The sequence below is a fragment of the Amycolatopsis sp. NPDC001319 genome, from assembly GCF_042896185.1.
Classification (GTDB): Bacteria; Actinomycetota; Actinomycetes; order Mycobacteriales; family Pseudonocardiaceae; genus Amycolatopsis.
Window position 1 is genome coordinate 458,072 of the sequence record NZ_JBIAWY010000007.1, and the last position, 22,196, is coordinate 480,267.

Consider the following 22,196-nt stretch of genomic DNA (forward strand, 5'->3'; position numbering starts at 1 on the left):
GTAGCCGACCCCGCCAGTGCCGAAGAAGCCGAGTACGCCGCCGCGTTCGGCCGGCCCGCGTTGGGCTAGGTGGCGAGCGTCGCGGCTGAGGGTTGGGGGTGGCGGTGCGCCCGAGCGGTCGTTGGCCGTGGGGGCCGGGGTGCGGCCGGCCGGTGACGTTGGCGCTGGCGTTGCCGGGCCGGCGGTCTCGGTGATGCGGCTCGCGACCGCACTGGACCTCGCGTCGTTCCCCAGTGACGGTGGGGTGGCGGCCGCGGCGTGGACCTCGCGTCGTTCCGCAGCGCCGGTGCTGGTGTCCGTGTGGGCACTGCGGGCATCGTTGCCGTGGGGTGGCGTGAGGGTGGGGTGAAGGCCGCTGGACCGGGCCGGGCCCGTCCGCGATGATCTTCGCCATGAAGATCCTGGTGGTGGGTGGAAGCGGATTGCTGGGACACCACGTGCTGGAGCAGCTGAGGCTGCGCGGGCACGAGGCGACCACGGTGGCCCGCACGGCGCGCGAAGGCGTTGACCGAGTCCTCGACGTCACGACGGCCTCGGAAGACGCCCTGGGCGAGCTCCTCGCCGGCCACGACGGGGTGGTGTTCGCGGGCGGCAGCGACGACCGGAGGGTCGACAAGGGACCGGTCGCGCCGCGGTTGCACGCGGGCAACGTCGCGCCGGTGGTGGCGCTGCTGAAGGCGGCGCGCGAGGCCGGGTGCACGCGGGCGGCGGTGCTGGCGTCGTACTACACGTATTTCGACCGCGTGCACCCCGAGTGGGGCCTGGCGGCGAAGCACCCGTACGTGCGCAGCCGGATCGAGCAGGCGAAGCTCGCCCGCGAGACGGCCGGGCCGGATCTGCCGGTGGCGATCATCGAGGTGCCCTACGTGTTCGGCGTCGCGCCGGGGCGGGTGCCCGAGTGGTCGGTGCCGGTGGTGAAGTGGGTGCGGTCGTCGGCTCCGCTGTTCGCGCCCCGGGGCGGCAGTGCGGCGACGAGCGCGCGGGGCGTCGGCATCGTGACCGTCGACGCCCTCGAGGACGGCTCGGGCGCGGACCTCCCCGTGGTCGAGGAAAACCTGCGCTGGACGGACATGCTCACCCGCATGGCCGGCGCCGCCGGAAAGCCTCGCCCGGTCCGCACCTTGCCCGCCGGCGTCGTCCGCGCGATGTTCCGCCTCGGCGGTCGCGTGAACGGCCTCACCGGCAAGCAGCCCGGCCTCACCATCGAGCACCTCGACGGGCTGTTCCTGCGCGAGCTGTTCGTCGAGCCACCCGTCCACCGCTCCGTCGACGAAGCCATCCGCGAGACCGCGAAAGCCTGACCGCACAAGGAAACTCGGGCTCAGCTCAGCCGCGACCGGTGCGTCCGCGCCACCGCCAGCCGGGGATCCGCCGGGTCCAAGGCCGCGCACAGGGTGTCGAGCACTTCGAGGTCGTCGGCGCCGCAGGAGGTTTCCCAGAAGGACCAGAGCGTGTCCGGGTCGGTGCTGTTGAGGGAGACCTGCCGGACCTGCGCCGTGAGGGACTCGCGTTCCTCCAGGATCGCCGGGGCCTCCGACTCCGGCAGCAGCGGGCCGCGGAACGTGCGGGTGGCCTCACGGGCGTCGCCGCGGCGCAGGGCGGCGCGGGTGCGGAGGAAGTCGGCGTCGACGTCGGCGGCGAGGCGGTAGGGCCGCGTCTGCACGACACCCGTGCCGAGCTGTGTGCGCAGGCGGTGGATTTCCGCACGCACGGTGACGGGGTTGCCGTTTTCGCCGTAGAGCTGGAGGGCGAGCCGCTCGGCGGACAACCCGCGCGGGTGCAGGGCGAGCAACGTGAGCAGCTCGGCGTGGCGCAGGGTGAACGGGATTTCGCGGCCGTCGAGGGTCGTGGAGCCGGCGGCGTCGGTGAGGTACTCCAGCGTGAGCCGGCGGCGGTGTGTCGGGCCGGATGTGGCCACGCGCAGCAGGAACCCGTCGTCGAGCGGGTCGACAACCGCGATGCGGCCGTCCGGCAGCGTCACCGTGCCGCCGCCCCGGCGAACCTCCACTGTGGACGGAAGCGTGCACGACTCGGCCGCCAGCACACGCCCGCCCGCCGACAGCAGCGCGCCCGGGCGGCCGCGCAGCGCGTCGAGGTGGCGCATGTTCGCGCGGCGCATCTTCTCGTCGCGCACCGCCAGCTGCGCGCGCAGCTGACCTTCAGCGAGCTGCGCACTGGCCGTGACGAGCGCGAGCATCGCCGGGTGCACCGTCCGCAGCGGCCCGGACACGTCGATCGACCCGAGCAGCTCGCCCGTCTCCGGGTCGCGTACGGGCGCCGCCGCGCACGTCCACGCGTGGTAGCGGCGCACGAGGTGCTCGGCGGAGTAGATCTGCACCGGCTGGCCGGTCGCGAGCGTCGTGCCCATCGCGTTGGTCCCGATCGCCTCCTCGGTCCACCGCGTGCCCTCGGTCAGCGCCACGCGGTCCGCGCGCAGCAGCACACCGGTGGCCCCTTCGCGCCACAGGACCAGACCGTCGGCGTCGGTCACGATCATCATGTGCTCGGCGTCGTCGGCGATGCTCACGAGTGTCTGGCGCAGCAACGGCAGCACGGGCGCGAGCGGGTGCTCGGCGCGCAGATCGGTGACTTCCGACGGCTCGCAGATCAGCGGCGCCTCACCCGAATCGGGGTCGACGTGGGCCGCCAGGGAGCGCCGCCACGAGGCCGAGACCACTGAGCGTGGCGACCGCGGCGCGGGAACGCCCGAGAGCACCGCCGAGTGGACGTCCTCCAATAGCCGCGCGTACGCCTCCGGATCGCGCAGCAAGTCGGCTTCGGGCGGCTCCGCCACCACACCAGCGTAGAGACCCAGCTCACACGGCTGCAACGTCCGTGCAACGTCGCGCGGCCTACGTTCGGCGCCCGTCCGCCACTGGAGAGCAACGAGGCAGGAAAGATGGCCGTTTACGCCGCACCGAACACCGACGGCGCCGTCGTCGACTACGAAACCCGCTACGACCACTACATCGGCGGCGAGTACGTCGCCCCGGCCGGCGGGCAGTACTTCGAGAACCCGACGCCGATCACCGGGAAGACCTTCACGGAGATCGCGCGCGGGACCGCGGCCGACATCGACAAGGCCCTCGACGCGGCCGAGGGCGCCGCACCGGCCTGGGGCCGCACCTCGGTCGAGGAACGCTCGGGCATCCTGCTCAAGATCGCCGACCGCATGGAGCAGAACCTCGAGAAGATCGCGGTCGCCGAGGCGTGGGAGAACGGCAAGGCCGTACGCGAGACGCTCGCCGCCGACATCCCGCTCGCGATCGACCACTTCCGCTACTTCGCCGGTGCGCTGCGCGCCCAGGAGGGCGGGATCTCGCAGATCGACGAGAACACCGTGGCGTACCACTTCCACGAGCCGTTGGGTGTCGTCGGCCAGATCATCCCGTGGAACTTCCCGATCCTGATGGCGGTCTGGAAGCTCGCGCCCGCGCTCGCCGCCGGCAACGCGATCGTGCTCAAGCCCGCCGAGCAGACGCCCGCGTCGATCCACCTGCTGATGTCGATCATCGGCGACCTGATCCCGCCGGGCGTGCTCAACATCGTCAACGGCTTCGGGGTCGAGGCCGGCAAGCCGCTGGCGTCGAGCAACCGCGTGCGCAAGGTCGCCTTCACCGGTGAAACGACCACCGGCCGGTTGATCCTGCAGTACGCCAGCGAGAACATCATCCCGGTGACCGTCGAGCTGGGCGGCAAGAGCCCGAACATCTTCTTCGACGACGTCGCCGCGCAGAACGACGCGTTCTACGACAAGGCGCAGGAGGGCTTCACGCTCTTCGCGCTGAACCAGGGCGAGGTCTGCACCTGCCCGTCGCGCGCGCTGATCCAGAGCGGCATCTACGACAGCTTCCTCGGCGACGCCGTGGAGCGCGTGAAGAAGATCCGCCAGGGCAACCCGCTCGACACCGAGACGCAGGTGGGCGCACAGGCCTCGAACGACCAGTTCGAGAAGATCATGTCCTACATCGACATCGGCAAGCAGGAGGGCGCGAAGGTCCTCACCGGTGGCGACAAGGCCGACCTCGGCGGCGAGTTCTCCGGCGGCTACTACGTGCAGCCGACGGTGTTCGAGGGCGACAACAAGATGCGCATCTTCCAGGAGGAGATCTTCGGCCCGGTCCTGGCCGTGACGAAGTTCGACGACTACGCCGACGCGCTCAAGATCGCCAACGACACCCTCTACGGCCTCGGCGCCGGCGTCTGGTCGCGCGACGGCAACACCGCCTACCGCGCGGGCCGCGACATCCAGGCCGGGCGCGTGTGGGTGAACAACTACCACGCCTACCCCGCGCACGCGGCGTTCGGCGGGTACAAGGCCTCGGGCATCGGCCGTGAGAACCACAAGATGATGCTCGACCACTACCAGCAGACGAAGAACATGCTCGTGTCGTACTCCGACCAGGCGCTGGGATTCTTCTGATGGACGTGTCCCGGGTGGACCTCACCGAGTCTTCGGCCGACCTCCTGCGCAAGCTGGTGGCCGTCCACGGCCCGGTGATGTTCCACCAGTCCGGCGGCTGCTGCGACGGCAGCGCCCCGATGTGCTACCCGCTCGGCGAGTTCAAGGTCGGCGAGCGCGACGTGCACCTGGGCGACCTCGCCGTCGACGGCATCGACGCCGTGCCGGTCTGGATGTCGGGCCCGCAGTTCGAGTACTGGAAGCACACGCACCTCACCATCGACGTCGTCCCGGGCCGCGGCAGCGGGTTCTCCCTGGAGGCGCCGGAGGGCGTGCGGTTCCTGATCAGGTCCCGCCTCTTCAGCGACGAGGAGTCGGCGGCGCTGAACGGCTGAAACAGCGGAGGGGTCGCGTGCGGCCCGGGTCCCGGCCACGACGGCGGGAACCGGGCCGCAAGCGTTTGCTCACGCCGTGAGCCGCCCCGCGACGTCGGCGATCAGGGCGAGCCGGTCGCGCTGGGGCTGGATGAGGGATTCGAGCTGCACGCTCGCCCCGTCCCGGATGTCGGCGTGGAGCGGATCGGGGGTGCCGTCCTCGACCCGGCCGATGTGCCACTCCTCGATGGTGTCGATCCCCAGCTCGACACTCAGCTGGGTGCGCAGCTCGGCCAGCTCACCGGGGCTGTAGGTGAGCTCGGCGCCGACGGTGGCCAGTTTCCGGGCGTGGAGGTGCTCCCAGTTCTCCACGATGGGCCGCGCGTGGTCGTGCGCGTCGAGCAGGCACTTGACCGCGGCTTCCCAGCCGTGCGGCGGGTCGTCGAGGTCCGACCAGGCCCGGCCGATCCGGGCGAAGGCCTCGGCGACCTCGGGCCAGGCGGACGCGGCGGCGCGCAGCACCGGCGTGGCCTCCCGCCGGTAGACCGCCTTCGCCCACAAGGTGCGGGCCACTGCGAACTCGTCGTGGACGAGGCGATGCCGTTCGGTGTCGCTGCTGCCGGGCTCGGGCGCGATGGGCTCCGGCTCGTCGCCGGTGAACTCGGCGAAGTGGAACTTCACCCGGTCGACGGGCTGCCCGCCGACGGTCATCCGCGTGGCCTTGACGAACTTGTCGTGGTGGGGGATCGGGGCATCGTCCCCCGCTTCCGCCAGCACGATCTCCTTCGGCTGCCGCGCTTCCCACGCGGCCTTCTCCGCCCGTACGGTTTCGAGGGCCTGCTCGGCCTCATGGGCGTGGCGAGCCGCCAGTTCCTCGGCGCTCGGCGGAGCCAGCTCGGCCATCAGCGCGATGATCTCGGCGGGCTGCCCGGTGTGCCACGTTCCGTCCTCGTGGAGGTAAGAGCCCTCGACATCCGGCTCACACGCGCTGCGGCGGCCGTGGAGGAGCGTGCTCTTCAGCGTGGGAGCGTGCCGCTGCCACGCGGCGTGACACCGCGTCGCCTCTTCGGGATCGGTGAAGCAGCAATACGCGACGTCCCACCCCGCGGCGCCCCGCTCGACCGCCTCGTTGCGGACGCGCACAGACGAATGCGGGCCGTAGGGCATCAGTGAAGCGATGTCGTCGCCGGAGCGTCGCGAAGCCCGGGAGGCGCGATCCCGGCGCCACAGTCTCATCGTCGAAACCGTCCTTTCGGCGTGCGGTAGTGCTCCAGGCCACACCCGAAGGTCCCCTCGATCAAGATCAAGGGGCCCGTGTCGCCATCACCCGGCTGAACCCACCGATCGGAGCAGTCGGCCGGGACCGGCTCCGGAGGCGGACAAAAGCACCTGACCTGCGGCGACGCGCATGCTAGCTTCCGAACCGTGACCACACTCGAACTCGCCGGTGTTTTCGTCGGACGGCCCGCCGTGCTCGGGCAGCGGCGCGAGCGGCCGGTGCTCAGCGCGATCGTCAAGGACCGGGTGGCCGCAGCCGAGCTGGAGCTCACGCGGCTGAACCTCGACGGCGACGAGCAGGCCGACCTGAGCGTGCACGGCGGGGTCGACAAGGCGGTCTACGTCTACCCCGCGCAGCACTACGCCGCGTGGGCGGCCGACGGGTTCGACGTCGAGCTGGGGGCGTTCGGGGAGAACCTCGCGGTGAGCGGGGCGGACGAGTCCCGAGTGCGCATCGGCGACGTCTGGGAGTGGGGTGACGCGCGGTTGCAGGTGTCGCAGCCGCGGCAGCCGTGTTTCAAGCTGGCCATGCGGACGGGCCGCAAGGACGTCGTGCCGGCGCTCATCGACTCCGGGCGGTGCGGCTGGTACCTGCGGGTGCTTCGGCCGGGTCGCGTGCCGACGTCCGGGGCCGTGCGCGTGGTCGAGTCCGACGCGCAGGCACCGACCGTGGCCGAGGTGCACCTGATCGCCTTCGCCAACTTCGCGCAGCTCGAGCCGCCCATCGCGCGAGCGGGAGTCGAACGCGCGGAGAAGATCCTGGCGACGCCCGCGCTTTCGCCGTCGTACTCCGGGGGCATCCGCTCGTCGGTCGAGCGCTGGCGGCTGCGCAACGCGGGCTGAAAAGGGCCCCTTCCCCGAAGAATCCAGGGAAGGGGCCTTCGTCGAAGAAACTACTTCCAGTCCACCTGCGGCGAACGGTAGAAGTCGATCCCCTGCGCGACCCAGCGCGGCGCCTGCTTCGCCAGCCGGACGCGGTAGGTGTCCCAGTCGCGTCCGGACTGCTGCGACCAGCCGATCTCGGCCAGGCCCGGCAGGCGCGGGAACGCCATGTACTCGATGTTGTCGTTCGTGCGGATGGTCTCCGTCCACAGTGGAGCCTCGACGCCGGAGACGGAGCTCTCGCCGACGCCCGGCACGAGCGTCGCGGGATCCCAGTCGTAGGAGTCCTTGACCTCCACCAGACCGGCCCAGTCCTGGCCCAGCGGCGTGTCCTCGGTGTACTTCATGTCGAGGTACGCGTGGTTCGACGGCGCCATCAGCACCTTGCCGCCGCGCGCGGCGAACGCGGCGAGGTCGGGGTTCGCGCCGCCCTGGTCCCAGTACTCCGGCATCGCCGTGGCCGGCAGGTCCGACTTCGCGATCTCGTGCCAGCCCGTGATGAGCTTGCCGTACTTCGCGACGAGCGGGTTCACCTTGGCGTAGAAGGCTTTGTAGTCCGGGTCGGACGTCGAGTGCGCCTCGTCGCCGCCGATGCCGAGGTACTTGCCGGGCGTGATGGCGGCCAGCTCGCGGATCACGTCTTCCACGAACTTGTACGTCGTCGGCGAGTCGATGCACAGCGAGCTGTAGCCGACCTCCGTGTCGGTGCGCGGCGGGACCGCGACGCCGTCGCAGTTGAGCTCCGCGTACACCGACTGGGCCGCGTTCGTGTGACCCGGCATGTCGATCTCCGGCACGATCGTGATGTGCCGCGACGCCGCGTAGGCGACGATGTCCTTGTACTGCGCCTGGGTGTAGTAGCCGCCGGGGTCGCCGTACGCGGCGCCCTTGCCGCCTTCGGTCGCCAGGCGCGGCCAGCTCTTGATCTCGATGCGCCAGCCCTGGTCGTCGGCCAGGTGCAGGTGCAGCGTGTTGATCTTGTACTGCGCCAGCTGGTCGATGTAGGTCTTCACCTGCGCCGGGTTGAAGAAGTGCCGTGCGACGTCGAGCATCGCGCCGCGCGTGCCGAAGCGCGGGTAGTCGAGCACCGTGCCGCCCGCGATCGTCCACTTGCGGAACTGCACGCTCTTCGCCTCGATCGCCGAAGGCAGCAGCTGCCGCAACGACTGCACGCCCTCGAACAGGCCGTCGGTGGTGTTGGCCTTCAGCGTCACGCCCGTCTTCGCCACGGACAGCTGGTAACCCTCGGAGCCGACGCGGCTGTCGGCGTGGCCCAGGTCGAGCGAGATGGCCGGCAGGCCGGCGTTCACGGGCACGACGGGAAGCGGATAGCCGGTGGCGGGGCGCAGCAGGCCGCGCAGGTAGTCGGCCACCTGGTTCGTGCCCTTGCCCGCGCGGATCACGGTGAGCGGCGACAGCGTGAAGTTCGCCTTCGGGTCGGCCTTGGCCTGCACGGGCAGCGGGACGATGTCGGTGACGCTGCGTTCGGGCGCGGCGGTCGCGGCCGTCGCCGACGCCGGCAGGCCGAGCGCCGCGAGGCTCAGCACGGTCGCCCCCAGCACGGCTCTGGACAAGCTCTTCCTCACGGACTACCTCCGGTCGGGGAGAGGAGAAGACAGACCCTAAGAGGTATAGACCACTAGGCAGTCCGCGGACAACAGCCGAAAGGATCGCCCGCGGCTCGGTTACGTGCCCTGTCGCCCACCGCCGCGGTTCGGTTCCGGCCACGCGACGTCGTCGATCGCCAGCCACGGCGCCACCGCGACGGCCGCGGGCGTCAGTCCCGAAAACGCCCGCACCTCGTGGTGCAGGTGCGACTGGTCCGCGAACCCGCTCGCCACGGCGACCTCGGCCGGCGCCCGCCCCGCCGCCAGCAGGTGCGCGGCATGATCGAACCGCACCAGGCGAGCAGCGCGTTTCGGCGTGATGCCCAGTTGCGTCCGGAATCGCGCCCACAGCCGTTTGCGGCTCCACCCGACCTCGTCCGCCAGCCCCTCGACGCGCGCCAGCCCCCGAGCCGCCAACGTCCGCCGCCAGCTCTGCGCCACTTCCGGATCGACGCGGCGGGATCCCAGCCGCTGCCTCAGCAGCTCGGCCGCGAGCGCGAACCGGTCGTCCCACGACACCGCCGCACGCAGCCGGTCTTCCCAACGCGCGGCGTCGCGGCCCACGACGTCCTCCAGCGACACCGCCCCGCTCAGCGTCTCCCCGAGCACCGCCGCGGCCACGGCCGGTTCCAGCCGGATCTGCAGGCATTCCCCGATCCGGCCGGCGGCGCGCAGCTCGCCCGGACACAGCCCGACGACGACGCTGCCTCGCCCACGCCGTCCGAAAGCCTCGTAACCGAGGCCGTCGCTGAGGTCCACCAGGACCGTGACGGCCGGGTGCGCCACCATCGCGATGTCGACGGGCGCGGGCACCGCCTGCCGGAACCCGGCCATGCGGACGCCCGGCAGCCGTCGCGGCGGGACCGCGATGTCGACGCCTGTCCAGTCGAAGGCCTGCACGTGACCACGCTAGGCGGCGCGGGTCACAGACGGGTAGCCGCGAAGGACAGCAGCAGCTCGCCGGTCTTCGCGGACTCCTCGACGAGCGGCACGTGCCCGACTCCCGGCAGGTACTCGACGCGCGCGACGGCGTCGTAGTCGTGCGCCGACGACGGGTCCCACCGCGGGTCCGCCGCGCCGAACACCACCAGCGCCGGCACGTCGAGCGCCGCCAGCCGCTCGGGCACGCTCCGCTCGGCGAGGTACGCGCCGTTGTGGTGCAGCACCTGCCGGAACGCGCGGTAGGTCGTCCCGCGAAGCTCGGTGACCATGTCGTCCGGGATGGGCACGGGCCGGGCCATCGTCGCCCCGATCCCGCGCCGGATCACCGCGTCCGACCGCCTCCGCCACAGCAGCGGCCCGAACGGCGGAGCCAGCAGCAGCCGCAGGATCAGCGGCTGCGGCAGGAGCGCGTCGAGCCGCGGGCCGGTGCTGACCAACGCGAGCGAGCCCACCAGGTCCGGCCGCTGTTCGGCCAGCGAGGTGGCGACGTAGCCGCCGCTCGAATGCCCGGCCACGACGACGTGGGCCAGGCCCAGCTCGTCGAGCACCGCCGCCACCCGGCTCGCCTGCCGCGGCACGGCGAACGACGGCGGCGGCGTCGACCGACCGCACCCGGGCAGGTCGACGCGGATGACGTGGTGGCGCTCGGCCAACGCCGGCACCACCTCGCTCCAGGAGCCGCTCGTGGCTCCCGAGCCGTGGATGAGCAGCAACGGCGGCGCGCCGGCCGGGCCGTCCTGGACCACGTGGAGGTAGTCGTTCATACCGGCGACGATGCGCCCGCGCACCGCCGCCCGTCTTGGAGAAATGTCAGCGCCGCAGGACCGCGCGCAACGCGTCGAGCACGCCCGGGTCCTCGATCGTCGACGGCACCGGCTCTTCGCGCCCGTCGGCGATCCCGCGCATGGTCTTGCGCAGGATCTTCCCCGAACGCGTCTTCGGCAGCGCCTCGACCACGTCGACGTCGCGGAACGCCGCCACCGGCCCGACGTCGCGGCGCACCACGGCCACGAGCTCGTCGCGCAACTGGCCCTCGTCGACGTCCACGCCCGCCTTGAGCACCACGAACCCGCGTGGCACCTGACCTTTGAGCTCGTCGGCCACGCCGATCACCGCGCACTCCGCCACGGCCGGGTGCGACGCGAGCGCGGCCTCCATCGACCCCGTCGACAGGCGGTGTCCGGCCACGTTGATCACGTCGTCGGTGCGGCCCATCACGAAGAGGTAGCCGTCTTCGTCGAAGTAGCCGGAGTCGCCGGTGAGGTAGTAGCCGGGGAAACGCGACAGGTAGGCCTCGCGGTAGCGCTCGTCGTCGCCCCACAGCGTGGGCAGCGAGCCGGGCGGCAGCGGCAGCTTGATCACGATCGCGCCCTCGCGGCCCGCCGGCAGCTCGTCGCCGCCCTGGTCGAGCACGCGCACGTCCCAGCCCGGCACGGGTTTCGTCGCCGACCCGGCCTTCACCGGCATCGGCTCCAGGCCGCGCGGGTTGGCGGCGATCGCCCAGCCGGTTTCCGTCTGCCACCAGTGGTCGATCACCGGCGTGCCGAGGATGTCGCTCGCCCAGTGGTAGGTCTCGGGGTCGAGGCGCTCGCCGGCCATGAAGAGCGTGCGGAACTTGGCCAGGTCGTACTTCTTGAGCTCCGCCGCGCCCGGGTCGATCTTTTTCACCGCGCGCAATGCCGTGGGCGCGGTGAACAGCGCCTCCACGCCGTGCTCGGCGATCACGCGCCAGAACGCGCCGGCGTCGGGCGTGCCGACGGGCTTGCCTTCGTACAGGACGGTCGTCGCCCCGATCAGCAGCGGCGCGTAGACGATGTAGGAGTGCCCGACGACCCACCCGACGTCGGACGCCGTCCACCACGTGTCGCCCGCGTGAATGTCGTAGATCGCGCCCATCGACCAGGCCAGCGCGACGGCGTGGCCGCCCGCGTCGCGCACCACGCCCTTCGGCTTCCCGGTGGTGCCGGACGTGTAGAGGATGTAGAGCGGGTCCGTCGCCTTCACCGGCACCGGGTCGGCCGGCTGCGCGGTCTCGACGAGGTCCACCCAGTCCAGGTCCGTGCCCGACAACTCCGCGGGCGCCCGCTCGCGCTGGAACACCACGACGTGGTCCGGCTGGTGCTCGGTCAGCTCCAGCGCCGCGTCGATGATCGGCTTGTACTCCACCACCCGCGTCGGCTCGATCCCGCACGACGCGGCCAGCACGAGCTTGGGCTTCGCGTCCTCGATGCGCGCGGCGAGCTCCTTCGGCGCGAAGCCGCCGAACACCACCGAGTGCACCGCCCCGATCCGCGCACACGCGAGCATCGCGACGACGGCCTCGGGGATCATCGGCAGGTACAGGATCACGCGGTCGCCCTGCGTCACCCCGAGCGCCTTGAGCGCCCCCGCGAACACCGCCACCTCGTCCCGCAGCTCGGCGTAGGTGTAGCGCCGCTTCTGCCCGGTGACCGGCGAGTCCCAGATCAACGCGGGCTGCCCGCCGCGGCCGCTGTCGGCGTGCCGGTCGAGCGCGTTGTACGCGGTGTTCAGCTCCCCGTCGGGGAACCAGCGGTAGAAGGGCTCGCGCGAGGCGTCCAGGGCCTTCGTCGGTGGCTTCGTCCAGTCGATCGCCCTCGCCGCGTCCAGCCAGAACCCCTCGGGATCGTCCAGGCTGCGCCGGTAGGTCTCGGAATAAGCGCCCACGGTGTCTCCCTCGACAGCGTCACTCGATCCGGTCGGCCGGATCCGTCACTCATGATGGCCCTGGGAAGGGTGTCGTGCAGGTTTCACCACGGTCACGACCCACCGACCCGGCAACCCCGCGAAGGCGGCGTGCGTCCTAAGCTGGACCACGGAGTTCGGCCGCGTGGCGGTATCACGCGACCACGGAGAGTGAGGGGAACCAGGCGGTGAGCGGATTCGCGAGCGCGCTGCTCTCGTTCGCCCACACCCTGTTCGGCCCGGGGTTCTGCCCGGGTGACTGGGTCTGGGCGACGACCACAGCCGGTGCGCTCGTCGCGCTGTTCCCCGCGCTGGGGGCGCTGCTGGTGGCCATCGTGCGCAAGGGCACGGGCAACCGCTACGACGCGACGACGCTCACCGTGTTCGGGTTGATCGGCGTGGTCACCGTGCTGGTGCTGCCGTGGCTGCTGTCCAACGGCATCTCCGAGTCGTTCCGCTCGGTCGCCGCGGGCGGCACCGGCGGGCTGGGCGCGGCCGCGCGGTCGACGCTCGACTCGCCGTACTGCTTCGTCGGCGTGCAGTCGAAGTACCTCGGCGGCGGCCCCAACGTCTTCGAGGCGCTCTTCTACAACAACGGCCTCAAGCTCTCCTACGGTCTCTACCTGCTCGCGTTCATCGTGCTGCCCGTGGGCTCGCTGCTGTTCGTGATGCTGCAGGCGCGCACGGCGTTCCGGCGCGGGCCGAAGTGGCCGTCGCGGTTCTTCTGGATCCCGTTCGTGGTGATGGCGGTGGCGAGCGTCGGGATGACGGCCAACACGGCCGTGCACTTCTGGCTCGGGTTCCTGCCGTTCAGCGTGCTGGGGCTGATTCCGGTGGGCCTGGTCGGGCCGCCGCCGTGGTCGGTGATCAACCGGCCGGAGCCGCGTCCGGAACCGCGGCGGGAGCCGGAGCGTCCGCCGGTTTCGCAGGCCGCGCCACGTCCGCAGCTGCCGCCGCCTCCGCCGCCTCCGGTGAACAAGCCTTACCCGGCCACGGCGCTGGCTTCCGCACCCGAGCCCGGGTTGCTGGCCGCGGCTCCCGGCCCGGTCCCGCCGCCGCCCGGCTCGCGCGGTGCCGGCGGGAGTCGTTATCGGCGCGTCCGCCGGCTCGGTCACGGTGGTTTCGGCACGGTCTGGGAAGCGGTCGACACGCAGCTCAACCGCACCGTCGCGCTGAAGATCGCGCACGCCCCCGACCGCGACACCGCGGAGCGAATGCAGCGCGAGGCCCGTGCGCTGGCCGTGGTGAACCACCCGAACTGCGTGAAGGTGTACGACCTGGTCGAGGAGCCCGACGGCCTCGCGCTGGTCATGGAGTACCTGGAGGGCCGCCCGCTCGCCGAGGTCGTCGACGGCCAGGGCCCCCTCGACGACGTCGCCGCCGGCCGCCTCTGGTCCACGATGGCCGGCGCCCTCGTCGCGGCCCACGAGAAGGGCGTGCTGCACCGCGACATCAAGCCGTCCAACATCGTCCTCGACCCGGCCGGCCTGGCGCACCTCATCGACTTCGGCATCGCCCGCAGCCAGGGCGACTCCAAGATGACCGCCACCGGCATGATGATCGGCACGCCCGACTTCGTCGCCCCGGAACAGGCGATGGGCGCGCAGGCCAGCCCGGCTTCGGACGCCTGGCAGCTGGCGGCGACCATCAGCTATGCGCTGACCGGCCAGCCTCCGCGCGGGACTCGCGAAACGCCGATGGCGGCTTTGATGGCGGCGGCGCGGGCTGAACCCGTGTCTCGGTTGCCGATGCGCTCGGCGCACGCGCGGATCCTGGGCGCTTCGCTGGACCAGGAACCCCGCCGCCGCCCGACGCTGAACGCGGTGCGCCGCGAGGTCGAGGGCTGGCTGTCGCGCGCCGGCAAGTCCCCGGACGGCCCCGTCACCCAAATCGTCCCGCGGCGGCTGCACCGCTGAAATCAGGTGGCGCCGTGCGGGATGATCGGAGCATGACGCTTCGAAAGGACCATGGCGCGTAGACCGCCCGCCGCTGTCCGGGCTGCGCTTCCGGTGCGGCCGCGCGAGGGCCGCCCGTTCTCAATCATCGCCGGGTTGCCGCGCTGGGTTCTGGCCGACATCCACCGCGTCGAGGCGACCCACCTGAGACCCGGCCACGTTGCCACAGCGGTTCGTGACCTGCGCGAATACGCTCGCGTGGCCCACCGGACCGGGGCGTCCCTGACACTCGGCTGCCCCTGCTGCGAACCCGACACTCGCCGGACGATCGAGGAAGCTCTGAGCGCACTGCCACCGCGAAGTCGCCGGGCTCTACGCGCCGTCGTCGAGCCGTTCAACGAGGAGATCCGCCGCAAGACCGTGCCCGACCCGACCGCGCCGGCCGAGTGGTCGTGGTGGCGGCGCCGAATCAGCTACTGACCCGGCTTCACCGCCGAGAACTCCAGCCGCTCCTTCGGCCGGTGCTTCACGTCCACCTCCCCGAACCCCGCCACAGAGAGCCGCGAAGGCAGCGTCGAAGCGTCGACCACGTTCATCGTGTCGCCGAGGTGCAGCAGGCGGAAGCGGAAGCTCAGCTGGCTGTCCGTCCCGCAGAACACCCCGCCGGGACGCAGCACGCGATACGCCTCCGCGAAGATCGAATCCTGCAACTCCGCGGTGGGCACGTGGTGCAGCATCGTGAAGCACACGACGGCCGAGAAGCGCCCTGCGTCGAAGGGCATGTCCGCGCCACTGCCCTCGACGACCGTGGCGCGCGAGCCGAACTCGGCCCGCAACGACCCAGCCGAAGCCGGGTCGATCTCCAGCAGAGTCAGGTGTGGCACCGCGTCGAGGAGAACCCGGGTGGTGGCGCCGAAGCCGGGGCCGATTTCGAGGACGTCGTCGCCCAGCTCGTGCTGCGCGAGCCACGGCGGGAGCACCTGGGCGATCATCGACGCCCACTTGTCGGAGGAGCACAACCGGCGGTGGATCAAGTTCATGGGCATGCCTCAAACGGTAGAAATCGCCGCGCGTGTCCGATAGCCGATAGGCTGCCAAGCCATGTCGTCAACCGGTCAAGGCGCGATGCTCCTCGGTGAGCTGCGGTTGCCCGCGGGGGCGTGGTACCCGTGGCACGAGCACCCGGTGCACCAGCTCGTGTGGGCGGCCGCGGGCGTGGTCGCCGTCGGCATCGGCGAAGCGCACTGGGTGCTGCCGCCGACGCGTGCGTTGTGGGTGCCCGCCGGCGTGCCGCACCGGACGGGTGCCGTGGCCAACGCGGAGCTGCGCGGTGTCTACGCGGATCCGCAGAAGTGCCCGGTGGCCTGGGCGCAGCCGCGGATCGTCGCGGTGGGACCGTTGCTGCGGGAGCTGCTGGAGTACCTCACGGGCAACCCGGCGCAGGACGCCCGCGAACGCGCCGAGGCCGTGGTGTTCGACGTGCTGGAGCCGGTGGACGTCGCGCCGATCGTGGTGCCGTCGCCGGAGGATCCGCGGGCGCGGGACGTCGAGGCGATGGTGCTCGCCGACCCCGCCGACCGCCGCGGGCTGGCCGAGCTGGGCCGCGCTGTCGGGGCGAGCGAGCGGACGCTGGCGCGCGCGTTCGTGCGCGACTGCCGTATGACCTTCGGGACCTGGCGCACGCAGGTAAGGCTGCGGGCGTCGCTGCCGTTGCTCGCCGAAGGTCTGCCGATGACGACCGTCGCGCACCGCGTGGGGTACGCGACGGCGAGCGCGTTCGTCGCGGCGTTCCGGCGGGCGGTCGGCGTGCCGCCAGGGGCCCACTTCACGGCCGCTACCGCCACGAGGGCAGCCACATCTCCGCGTTCCATTGCGCGGTCGTGATCGGCACCCCGTTGAGGATCGGCCACAGCCACACGAAGTTCGCCACCACGAGTCCCGTGTAGAGCGCCACGACGAGCAGACCGGTACCCCGCCGTTCGAACCCGCGCCGGGCACCGCCGAGGATCTGCCCCAGCACGAGTACCAAACCGAGCACCAGGAACGGCGCCATCGGCGTGGCGTAGAAGAAGTACATCTGCCGGTCGATGTTCGTGAACCACGGCAGCAGCCCGGCGAAGTAGGCCGTGAGCACGGCGGCGTAGCGCCAGTCGGCGCGGAAGATCCAGCGCCACAGCCCCCAGCCGAGCATCGGCAGCGCGAGCCACCACATCGCGGGCGTGCCGATCAGCATCGTCGCGCCGACGCAGCGCGACTCGCCGCAGCCGGTGACGGCGCTGTCGTAGTAGTACAGCATCGGGCGCAGGCCCATGGGCCACGTCCACGGCTTCGACTCCCACGGGTGCGGGTTGTCCTTGGGCGTCAGCAGTGTTTCGTGGAAGTGCAGGACGTTGAGCGTGTAGTCGCCGAGCGAGCGCAACGCGGGCGGCACCCAGGCGAACAGGCCGGGGTCGATGTCCTTGATCTCGGTGTAGTGCCGGTCGGTGGCCGTCTCGCTGGCGAACCACGCCCAGAACGCGGCCAAGTACATCAGCAGCGGGATCGCGACGATCGCCCACAACGCCGGCGCGACGTCCCGCCGGATCGTCCCCACCCACGGCCGCTCGACGCCCGCCGCGCGCCGCGCCGCGACGTCGAAGAACACCGTGAGCAGGCCGAACGCCGCGATGTAGTACAGCGCCGACCACTTCACGCCGAACGTCAGCCCGATCATCAGGCCCGCGGCGAAGCGCCACCAGCGGAACCCGAGCTTCGGCCCCCAGACGGATTCGTTGACCCAGCCCTCGCGCACCGCGACGGCCAGCCGCTGCCGCACCTGGTCGCGGTCGCACAGCACACACGCGAACGCGGCCAGCACGAACAACGCGATGAAGATGTCGAGCATCCCCATGCGCGACTGCAGGTGCAGCACGCCGTCGCTGATCACGAGGACGCCCGCGATGCCGCCGAGCAGCGTCGAGCGCGTGAGCCGGCGCGCGATGCGGATGGTGAGCAGGATGATCAGCGTGCCCGCGAGCGCCGGCATGATGCGCCAGCCCCAGCCGTTGTAGCCGAACAGCCATTCGCCGATCGCGATGAAGTCCTTCGCCAGCGGCGGGTGCACGATGAGCTCGTAGCCGGCGTTGTCCTCGTACCCGCCGTTGCGCAGCATCTGCGCCGCCTGGGGCACGTAGTGCTTCTCGTCGAACACCGGTGTGCCGTGATCGGTGGGCACCCCGAGGTTCTGCAGGCGCACGACGCCGCCGATCACCGTGAGGATCAGCGTGACGAGCCAGCCGCGCAGGCGGTCGGTCGGCATGCCGCGGCCCAGCAGCGTGGCCTCGCGGTCGGTCGGCGGTCGCAGCGCGTCGACCGGGTCCGGCCGCACGCTCTCGTCGTCGGGACGGGTCAGCAGCGCGGTCACGGGGCCTGATACTACGACCCCGGGTGTGATGGCCGTGTCGTTAGGCTGGCGGGCATGGGACGTCTCGTGCTCGCCGCCACCCCGCTGGGCGACCCGGGCGACGCTTCGGCGCGCCTGGTCTCCGCCCTGGCCTCGGCGGACGTCATCGCCGCCGAGGACACCCGCCGCCTGCGCTCACTGGCTTCTTCGCTGGGCGTCACCCCTTCCGGGCGCGTGGTGTCCTTCTACGAGGACGTGGAGACCGCGCGCCTGCCCGGGCTGCTGGACGCCCTGCGCTCCGGCTCGACCGTGCTGCTCGTGACCGACGCCGGCATGCCCTCGGTGTCGGACCCGGGCTTCCGCCTCGTCGCGGCCTGCGTCGCGGAAGACCTGCCGGTGACCTGCCTGCCGGGCCCCTCCGCGGTGACGACGGCGCTGGCTTTGTCCGGTTTGCCCTGCGACCGCTTCTGCTTCGAGGGCTTCGCGCCGCGCAAGCCGGGAGAGCGCGCGCGGTGGTTCGCCGCTTTGGCGTCGGAGCCGCGGACAGTCGTGTTCTTCGAGTCGCCGCATCGGGTGGGTTCGCTTTTGGCCGATGCTGCTTCGGTTTTGGGGCCTTCTCGCCGGGCTGCCGTGTGTCGTGAGCTGACGAAGACGTACGAAGAGGTCAAACGGGGCACTCTGGGGTCGCTTGCCGAGTGGGCTGCTGATGGGGTTCGCGGTGAGATCACCGTGGTGCTGGAGGGTGCGGTTCCTGCTGCGGTGTCCGTTTCGGACCTCGTGGGCGAGGTTTCGGCCCGGGTGGCTGCGGGGGAGCGGCTGAAGGTGGTCGCGGCTGAGGTGGCGGAGGGGGCTGGGGTGTCCAAAAAGGATTTGTATGACGCTGTGGTGGCTTCGCGGAAGTGATGGACTTCGGCTTGTATCGGCGGGCATTCTCGAGGATCTGAACCCGGCTGGTTCGTGGTAGGCCAGGACGCCGCCGCGCAGGCGAATTACGCGAACCTGCTGCGCTCGTCCAGGCTGTTCGGGCACGGCCATCGTGACGAGACGCGCCGTGTCTCGCGGGCTCGGGCTGATATTCACTTGGCGCGGCAAGCAGAACGGATCCGACGCGAGGGGGCACAGTGGACGGTGCGGGTTTGGCGCAGGTCGCGTCGGACGTCGCGAGCCGATTCAGCGAGGTCGATCCCGAAACGCGGCGTGTGATCGTCGAGCGAGTGTGCCGGTTGGCAGTGTCGCGGTGCGGATCGTCGGCCGCGCGGCTCCGCGAAGGACTCGACGCTTTGCGGCAGGGGGACGCGGCGGCCGACCTTCAGGCCGCGGTAAACCGCCTCACGGAAGATCTCGATGTCCGCGCGTGGACCATTCAGGATGAGGTCGACGCCCACCGAGCGCGCGAAGAGGAGTACTTCGCCGCGTTTCGCGCGGCGCGGGCGAGCGCTTCTGTGGGGTTCGCCTTGGCCGGTGCGTTTGAGGATGCGCTGTACGAGGCGTGGCACGCCATCGACGACCGCGATGCGTTCGTGGCAGCCACGACGGACCCGGGCGAACGATGGGTCCGCTAGCCAGTACGGTGAGTCACCGAACCTGGTCCGAACCGGCGATCGGCAGGGCGTTCGAGGCGAATTCGCACGGCGGCCCTTCGACAAGCTCCTGCTCGTCTCGCGATATTCCCAGCTCGGCTTCTTGTCGGATCTGACTATCGAGGAGACCGGCGAGCGGTTCTACGTTGCGCTGAATCGCGATACTCGCTTGGCGCCTCTGGCTACGGTTCTCGTATGACAATCGCCGCCCTGGTTTATCGGTACACCGACGCCGAGCGCGCCGGAACAGTGCCGGCATGGACGGATTTCTCCGACGTCGGCAAGTCATTCGGCGGCGAGGTGCTGACCCTCGAGGCGTACGAGGAGGTCGAAGGCCGCCACCTCGCGTTCTTGCGGAGGCTCCTCGCCCTGCACTCGGTGGACGAGCTGGAGGTGCGCACGCCGACGGTGCTGACCGATTCGTGGGCGCACCTCCGCTCCGGCCTCCGCTTCCCGGCCGACGACGCACTGGCGATGATCCGCTCGATGTGGCGAGGCAGTGGTCTCGACTGCGCGTTCTCGTCGCCCGAGGGCGTGGTCATCTGGCAGGGTTTCGACCACTACATCGCCGTCGAGGTGCCCGACGCTGCGGCGCTGTCGCTCGCCGGGGAATTCGGCCTGCGCTGGTTCCCCGTGGACCCGTTGCGCCCCGATTTCTCCGACGGCGGTGACGGGCCTCTGGCCATCGACCCGGAGTTCTTTGCCCACCTTTCCGTCGCCACGCCGACCGTCGTGCTCGAACGCTGGGCCAGCGGCGAGCTGGGCCGGCAATGGCATGCCGTCGCCGACGAGGCGGACGTTGTCGAACTCCACCGAGACGTCGAGCCGAACACAGTGCTGGCCGCGTTCGTCGGCGCGCCGCTGGACTCGTTGCCGCGAAGCGAGACCAATATGTCGCGAGCCACAACGTCGACCTCGATGCGTATCACCAGGCTCAAGCCACGGCTAAGAAGTCCAAGTGGGATGTTTTCGTCGACGCCGCGGGGGAGCTCGTCAAAAGCCTTATCGGCTGGGACGACATCAAGGACTGCGTAACGCAGGGAGCGATCGGCGCTTGCGTCAGGACGATCATCAGCTTCATTCCGTGGGGCAAGATCCTCAAGACCGGCGAAATCGTCGAGGCCTTCTGGAAGGGCGCCCGCGCTCTGGTCACCTTCGGCTGCGAGGTTGAGAAGGCCGAAAAGGTCGTCGTCGACACCGAACGTGTCCTCACCGACGCCGAGCGCGCTGGCGCGGACGCGGAGCAGATGGCCGTCGAGGCGCAGGAGTCCGCGGCACAGGCGAAGCAGGCGGCCGAGGAGGCGAAGGCTTCAGGTACGTCGGAGAGCAGCGCCGGTTCTGGCTCGAGCCACCCCGACTGCAACAGCTTCGTCGCCGGCACGCAGGTTCTCCTGGCCGACGGGACAACCAAGTCGATCGAGCAGGTTCACAACGGCGACGTCGTCCTCACGACGGACCCGGCGACTGGCGTACAGGAACGTCACACTGTGGTGGGCACCATCGTCCACGGTGACGAGGACGCCCGCACGCAGATCACTGTCGAGTCAGACGGCAAGTCGGGCACGGTCACAGCCACGGACTGGCACCTCTTCTGGGTTGAAGGCCGCGGCTGGACGGCCATCGGCGACCTGAAGCCCGGCGATCACCTACACTCGGCTGATGACCACGCGTCGACAATCGTCGCGGTTCGGCACTTCACCCAGAGTGCCTCCGTATACGACCTGACAGTCGACCGAATTCATGATTTTTTTGTGGCTGGTATATTTGGTTCTCTCCTCGTTCATAACTGCGGTGAAGACTACATTGCGCCTGAAGGGAAATTTGTTTCTAAGGAAGCGAGGATTGCGAAGTCTTTAGATCGCAGTGTTCGTGAGGTGAAGGATGCTATTCACGCGGTTAAGCGACAGGGAAAGCTTGGAGGAGCGCGAAGTAATCCGGATATTATGGTAGACGTCAATACGGGAGAGGTTCACACGAAGCTGCCCTGTGGGTGTCCAAGTGAGGACTCTATTGGGAATATTCATGACTATTTGCCGGATCCCGAAGACTATGGCGGCCGTGGCGCAAATCGGGGTCGTCGGCCTTAGTGCTCAGGAGTGTTTTGATGTGTGACGACGAAGAATGGGCGAGAGTATCGCTGAGGGTTTCCCTTGAGTCGATCTCACTGCTCGAAGTCGAAGAGAAATTGGGTCTTCGATCGAGTGTCGTGGAGGAGGCGCGCGTCGGCGCGAACTGGTGGGTGAGGGATATGTACGAGTCTGGCGACGAGTCCCTGAGTAGCCAGCTTGATTTGGTTTCCCAGGTCATCGGTGAGCGGGCTGATCGCCTGGCAAATTTACCCGACGCCGCGGACATAAATATTATGATCAGCTGGACGCCCAGGCGAGGCCAAGACAGCGTCGGCTTCGATGCTGATTTTGTTTCCTTGCTCGCATCGGTAGGTGGAAGACTGATATTGGATATGCATACTGATGATTGCGATTGTGAGTAGGTAGCCGTGATTGAATATTTGGTGTGCGGCAAAATCTAGTACTGTGCAACACTAAGTAAGCAGTAGAGAGATGGCGATGTGGGCCTTTGCGGCGTCAGGTTCCTCGCCCGTGATGATGTCCGTGTAGATGAACGACTCGCCCAGGCGGACGAGGACGTAGGCGAGGTCCGGTGCTGGCAAAGGTGACGCCAGGCGCCCTGCGGTGATCTCGGTTGTCAGGAGGTCCGTCAGTTGGGCGATGGTGCGCGACTGGACGACGCTGGCCTTCGTCGTCAGCAACCGCAGTGCCCGCTCGGGTTCGCGTTGCAGGAAGGTACGAAAGGCGACCGAGCCGTTCACCAGGGAGACGAAAGCTCCGATCGCGTCTGCCACGCCGGCGGCGCCACGGCCGGTGAAGGACACGTTGTCGAATACCAGGGAAGTTTCCGACCACAGGATTTCGCCCAGGAGGTGGTCGCGGCTGCCGAGCCAGCGGTGGAGGGTGGCGCGCGAGACGCCCAGTTCCGTGGCCAGCTCGCGCATGTCCACGCGGCGGCCGGCCAGGAACCAGGCGCGGGCCAGGGCGAACGCGGTGGCGGGGTCTGGACGTGAGGCGAACGTCGGGACCGAGTTCGAGGTCGTCGCGCGGGTCGGGTGGGGGTCAGAGGGCGTGTCGATGTG

The 22,196-nt window shown here is 70.1% G+C and carries 20 protein-coding genes; 11 read left to right on the plus strand and 9 right to left on the minus strand.

The genetic code is table 11. From position 1 onward, the window contains the following. Positions 1 to 392 precede the first annotated feature (392 nt). A complete protein-coding gene (locus ACFY1H_RS28680; RefSeq protein WP_386951309.1) occupies positions 393 to 1,301 on the plus strand; it encodes an NAD-dependent epimerase/dehydratase family protein in 909 nt (302 codons plus the stop codon). Between the two features lie 20 nt (positions 1,302 to 1,321). Here the strand turns inward: ACFY1H_RS28680 and ACFY1H_RS28685 are convergent, their stop codons facing one another. Next, positions 1,322 to 2,794 carry a GAF domain-containing protein gene (locus ACFY1H_RS28685; RefSeq protein WP_366584647.1) on the minus strand — a complete coding sequence of 491 codons (1,473 nt, stop codon included), beginning with the start codon at positions 2,792 to 2,794 and terminating at the stop codon, positions 1,322 to 1,324. A gap of 105 nt (positions 2,795 to 2,899) precedes the next feature. On the opposite strand from ACFY1H_RS28685, the gene ACFY1H_RS28690 reads away from it, so the two are divergent. Continuing rightward, positions 2,900 to 4,423 carry an aldehyde dehydrogenase family protein gene (locus ACFY1H_RS28690; RefSeq protein WP_386951312.1) on the plus strand — a complete coding sequence of 508 codons (1,524 nt, stop codon included), beginning with the start codon at positions 2,900 to 2,902 and terminating at the stop codon, positions 4,421 to 4,423. Continuing rightward, positions 4,423 to 4,797, plus strand: a complete 375-nt coding sequence (locus ACFY1H_RS28695) for a DUF779 domain-containing protein (RefSeq protein ID WP_386951315.1) — start codon at positions 4,423 to 4,425, stop codon at positions 4,795 to 4,797. The genes ACFY1H_RS28690 and ACFY1H_RS28695 overlap by 1 nt, the downstream gene beginning before the upstream one ends. A gap of 69 nt (positions 4,798 to 4,866) precedes the next feature. Here ACFY1H_RS28695 and ACFY1H_RS28700 read toward each other — a convergent pair whose 3' ends face one another. Beyond that, positions 4,867 to 6,012 carry a hypothetical protein gene (locus tag ACFY1H_RS28700; protein ID WP_386951318.1) on the minus strand — a complete coding sequence of 382 codons (1,146 nt, stop codon included), beginning with the start codon at positions 6,010 to 6,012 and terminating at the stop codon, positions 4,867 to 4,869. Positions 6,013 to 6,201: 189 nt separating this feature from the next. Here ACFY1H_RS28700 and ACFY1H_RS28705 point away from each other — a divergent pair, with 189 nt between their 5' ends. After that, the gene (locus ACFY1H_RS28705; protein WP_386951321.1) at positions 6,202 to 6,897 is read left to right on the plus strand and encodes an MOSC domain-containing protein; all 696 of its coding nucleotides are present in this window, start codon (positions 6,202 to 6,204) and stop codon (positions 6,895 to 6,897) included. A 50-nt stretch (positions 6,898 to 6,947) separates the two neighbouring features. Here ACFY1H_RS28705 and ACFY1H_RS28710 read toward each other — a convergent pair whose 3' ends face one another. The 4 genes from ACFY1H_RS28710 to ACFY1H_RS28725 form a co-directional block, all read right to left on the minus strand. Then, the gene (locus ACFY1H_RS28710) at positions 6,948 to 8,522 is read right to left on the minus strand and encodes a beta-N-acetylhexosaminidase (RefSeq protein WP_366584637.1); all 1,575 of its coding nucleotides are present in this window, start codon (positions 8,520 to 8,522) and stop codon (positions 6,948 to 6,950) included. Between the two features lie 99 nt (positions 8,523 to 8,621). Then, complete coding sequence (locus ACFY1H_RS28715) at positions 8,622 to 9,443, minus strand: helix-turn-helix domain-containing protein (RefSeq protein WP_386951325.1); 822 nt, start codon at positions 9,441 to 9,443, stop codon at positions 8,622 to 8,624. Positions 9,444 to 9,466: 23 nt separating this feature from the next. Continuing rightward, positions 9,467 to 10,249 (minus strand): alpha/beta fold hydrolase, encoded by a 783-nt coding sequence (locus ACFY1H_RS28720; protein WP_386951328.1) that lies wholly within the window; start codon positions 10,247 to 10,249, stop codon positions 9,467 to 9,469. 46 nt (positions 10,250 to 10,295) lie between these two features. Next, on the minus strand, positions 10,296 to 12,170 hold the full coding sequence (locus ACFY1H_RS28725) for a propionyl-CoA synthetase (protein WP_386951331.1): 1,875 nt from the start codon (positions 12,168 to 12,170) through the stop codon (positions 10,296 to 10,298). 206 nt (positions 12,171 to 12,376) lie between these two features. Here ACFY1H_RS28725 and ACFY1H_RS28730 point away from each other — a divergent pair, with 206 nt between their 5' ends. Further along, positions 12,377 to 14,104 carry a serine/threonine-protein kinase gene (locus ACFY1H_RS28730; RefSeq protein WP_366584629.1) on the plus strand — a complete coding sequence of 576 codons (1,728 nt, stop codon included), beginning with the start codon at positions 12,377 to 12,379 and terminating at the stop codon, positions 14,102 to 14,104. Positions 14,105 to 14,556: 452 nt separating this feature from the next. Here the strand turns inward: ACFY1H_RS28730 and ACFY1H_RS28735 are convergent, their stop codons facing one another. After that, positions 14,557 to 15,129 (minus strand): class I SAM-dependent methyltransferase, encoded by a 573-nt coding sequence (locus ACFY1H_RS28735; RefSeq protein ID WP_386951334.1) that lies wholly within the window; start codon positions 15,127 to 15,129, stop codon positions 14,557 to 14,559. A 55-nt stretch (positions 15,130 to 15,184) separates the two neighbouring features. Here ACFY1H_RS28735 and ACFY1H_RS28740 point away from each other — a divergent pair, with 55 nt between their 5' ends. Continuing rightward, entirely contained in the window at positions 15,185 to 15,967 is a 783-nt protein-coding gene (locus tag ACFY1H_RS28740; protein WP_386951337.1) for an AraC family transcriptional regulator, read from the plus strand. Here ACFY1H_RS28740 and ACFY1H_RS28745 read toward each other — a convergent pair. Then, complete coding sequence (locus ACFY1H_RS28745) at positions 15,918 to 17,486, minus strand: dolichyl-phosphate-mannose--protein mannosyltransferase (protein ID WP_386951340.1); 1,569 nt, start codon at positions 17,484 to 17,486, stop codon at positions 15,918 to 15,920. The genes ACFY1H_RS28740 and ACFY1H_RS28745 overlap by 50 nt on opposite strands. Before the next feature lie 54 nt (positions 17,487 to 17,540). Here ACFY1H_RS28745 and rsmI point away from each other — a divergent pair, with 54 nt between their 5' ends. The 5 genes from rsmI to ACFY1H_RS28770 all read left to right on the plus strand — a co-directional run bounded on the left by rsmI (position 17,541) and on the right by ACFY1H_RS28770 (position 21,536). Beyond that, positions 17,541 to 18,368: a 16S rRNA (cytidine(1402)-2'-O)-methyltransferase gene (gene rsmI, locus ACFY1H_RS28750; protein ID WP_386951343.1), complete on the plus strand. Its 828-nt coding sequence runs from the start codon at positions 17,541 to 17,543 to the stop codon at positions 18,366 to 18,368. 233 nt (positions 18,369 to 18,601) lie between these two features. Beyond that, the gene (locus tag ACFY1H_RS28755) at positions 18,602 to 19,027 is read left to right on the plus strand and encodes a hypothetical protein (protein ID WP_386951346.1); all 426 of its coding nucleotides are present in this window, start codon (positions 18,602 to 18,604) and stop codon (positions 19,025 to 19,027) included. Positions 19,028 to 19,240: 213 nt separating this feature from the next. Then, complete coding sequence (locus tag ACFY1H_RS28760) at positions 19,241 to 20,080, plus strand: hypothetical protein (RefSeq protein WP_386951349.1); 840 nt, start codon at positions 19,241 to 19,243, stop codon at positions 20,078 to 20,080. A gap of 212 nt (positions 20,081 to 20,292) precedes the next feature. Continuing rightward, the gene (locus tag ACFY1H_RS28765) at positions 20,293 to 21,132 is read left to right on the plus strand and encodes a Hint domain-containing protein (RefSeq protein ID WP_386951352.1); all 840 of its coding nucleotides are present in this window, start codon (positions 20,293 to 20,295) and stop codon (positions 21,130 to 21,132) included. A gap of 17 nt (positions 21,133 to 21,149) precedes the next feature. After that, positions 21,150 to 21,536 carry a hypothetical protein gene (locus tag ACFY1H_RS28770; RefSeq protein ID WP_386951354.1) on the plus strand — a complete coding sequence of 129 codons (387 nt, stop codon included), beginning with the start codon at positions 21,150 to 21,152 and terminating at the stop codon, positions 21,534 to 21,536. A gap of 51 nt (positions 21,537 to 21,587) precedes the next feature. On the opposite strand, the gene ACFY1H_RS28775 is transcribed toward ACFY1H_RS28770, so the two are convergent. After that, on the minus strand, positions 21,588 to 22,058 hold the full coding sequence (locus ACFY1H_RS28775; protein WP_366584826.1) for a QsdR family transcriptional regulator: 471 nt from the start codon (positions 22,056 to 22,058) through the stop codon (positions 21,588 to 21,590). Between the last annotated feature and the right edge of the window lie 138 nt (positions 22,059 to 22,196).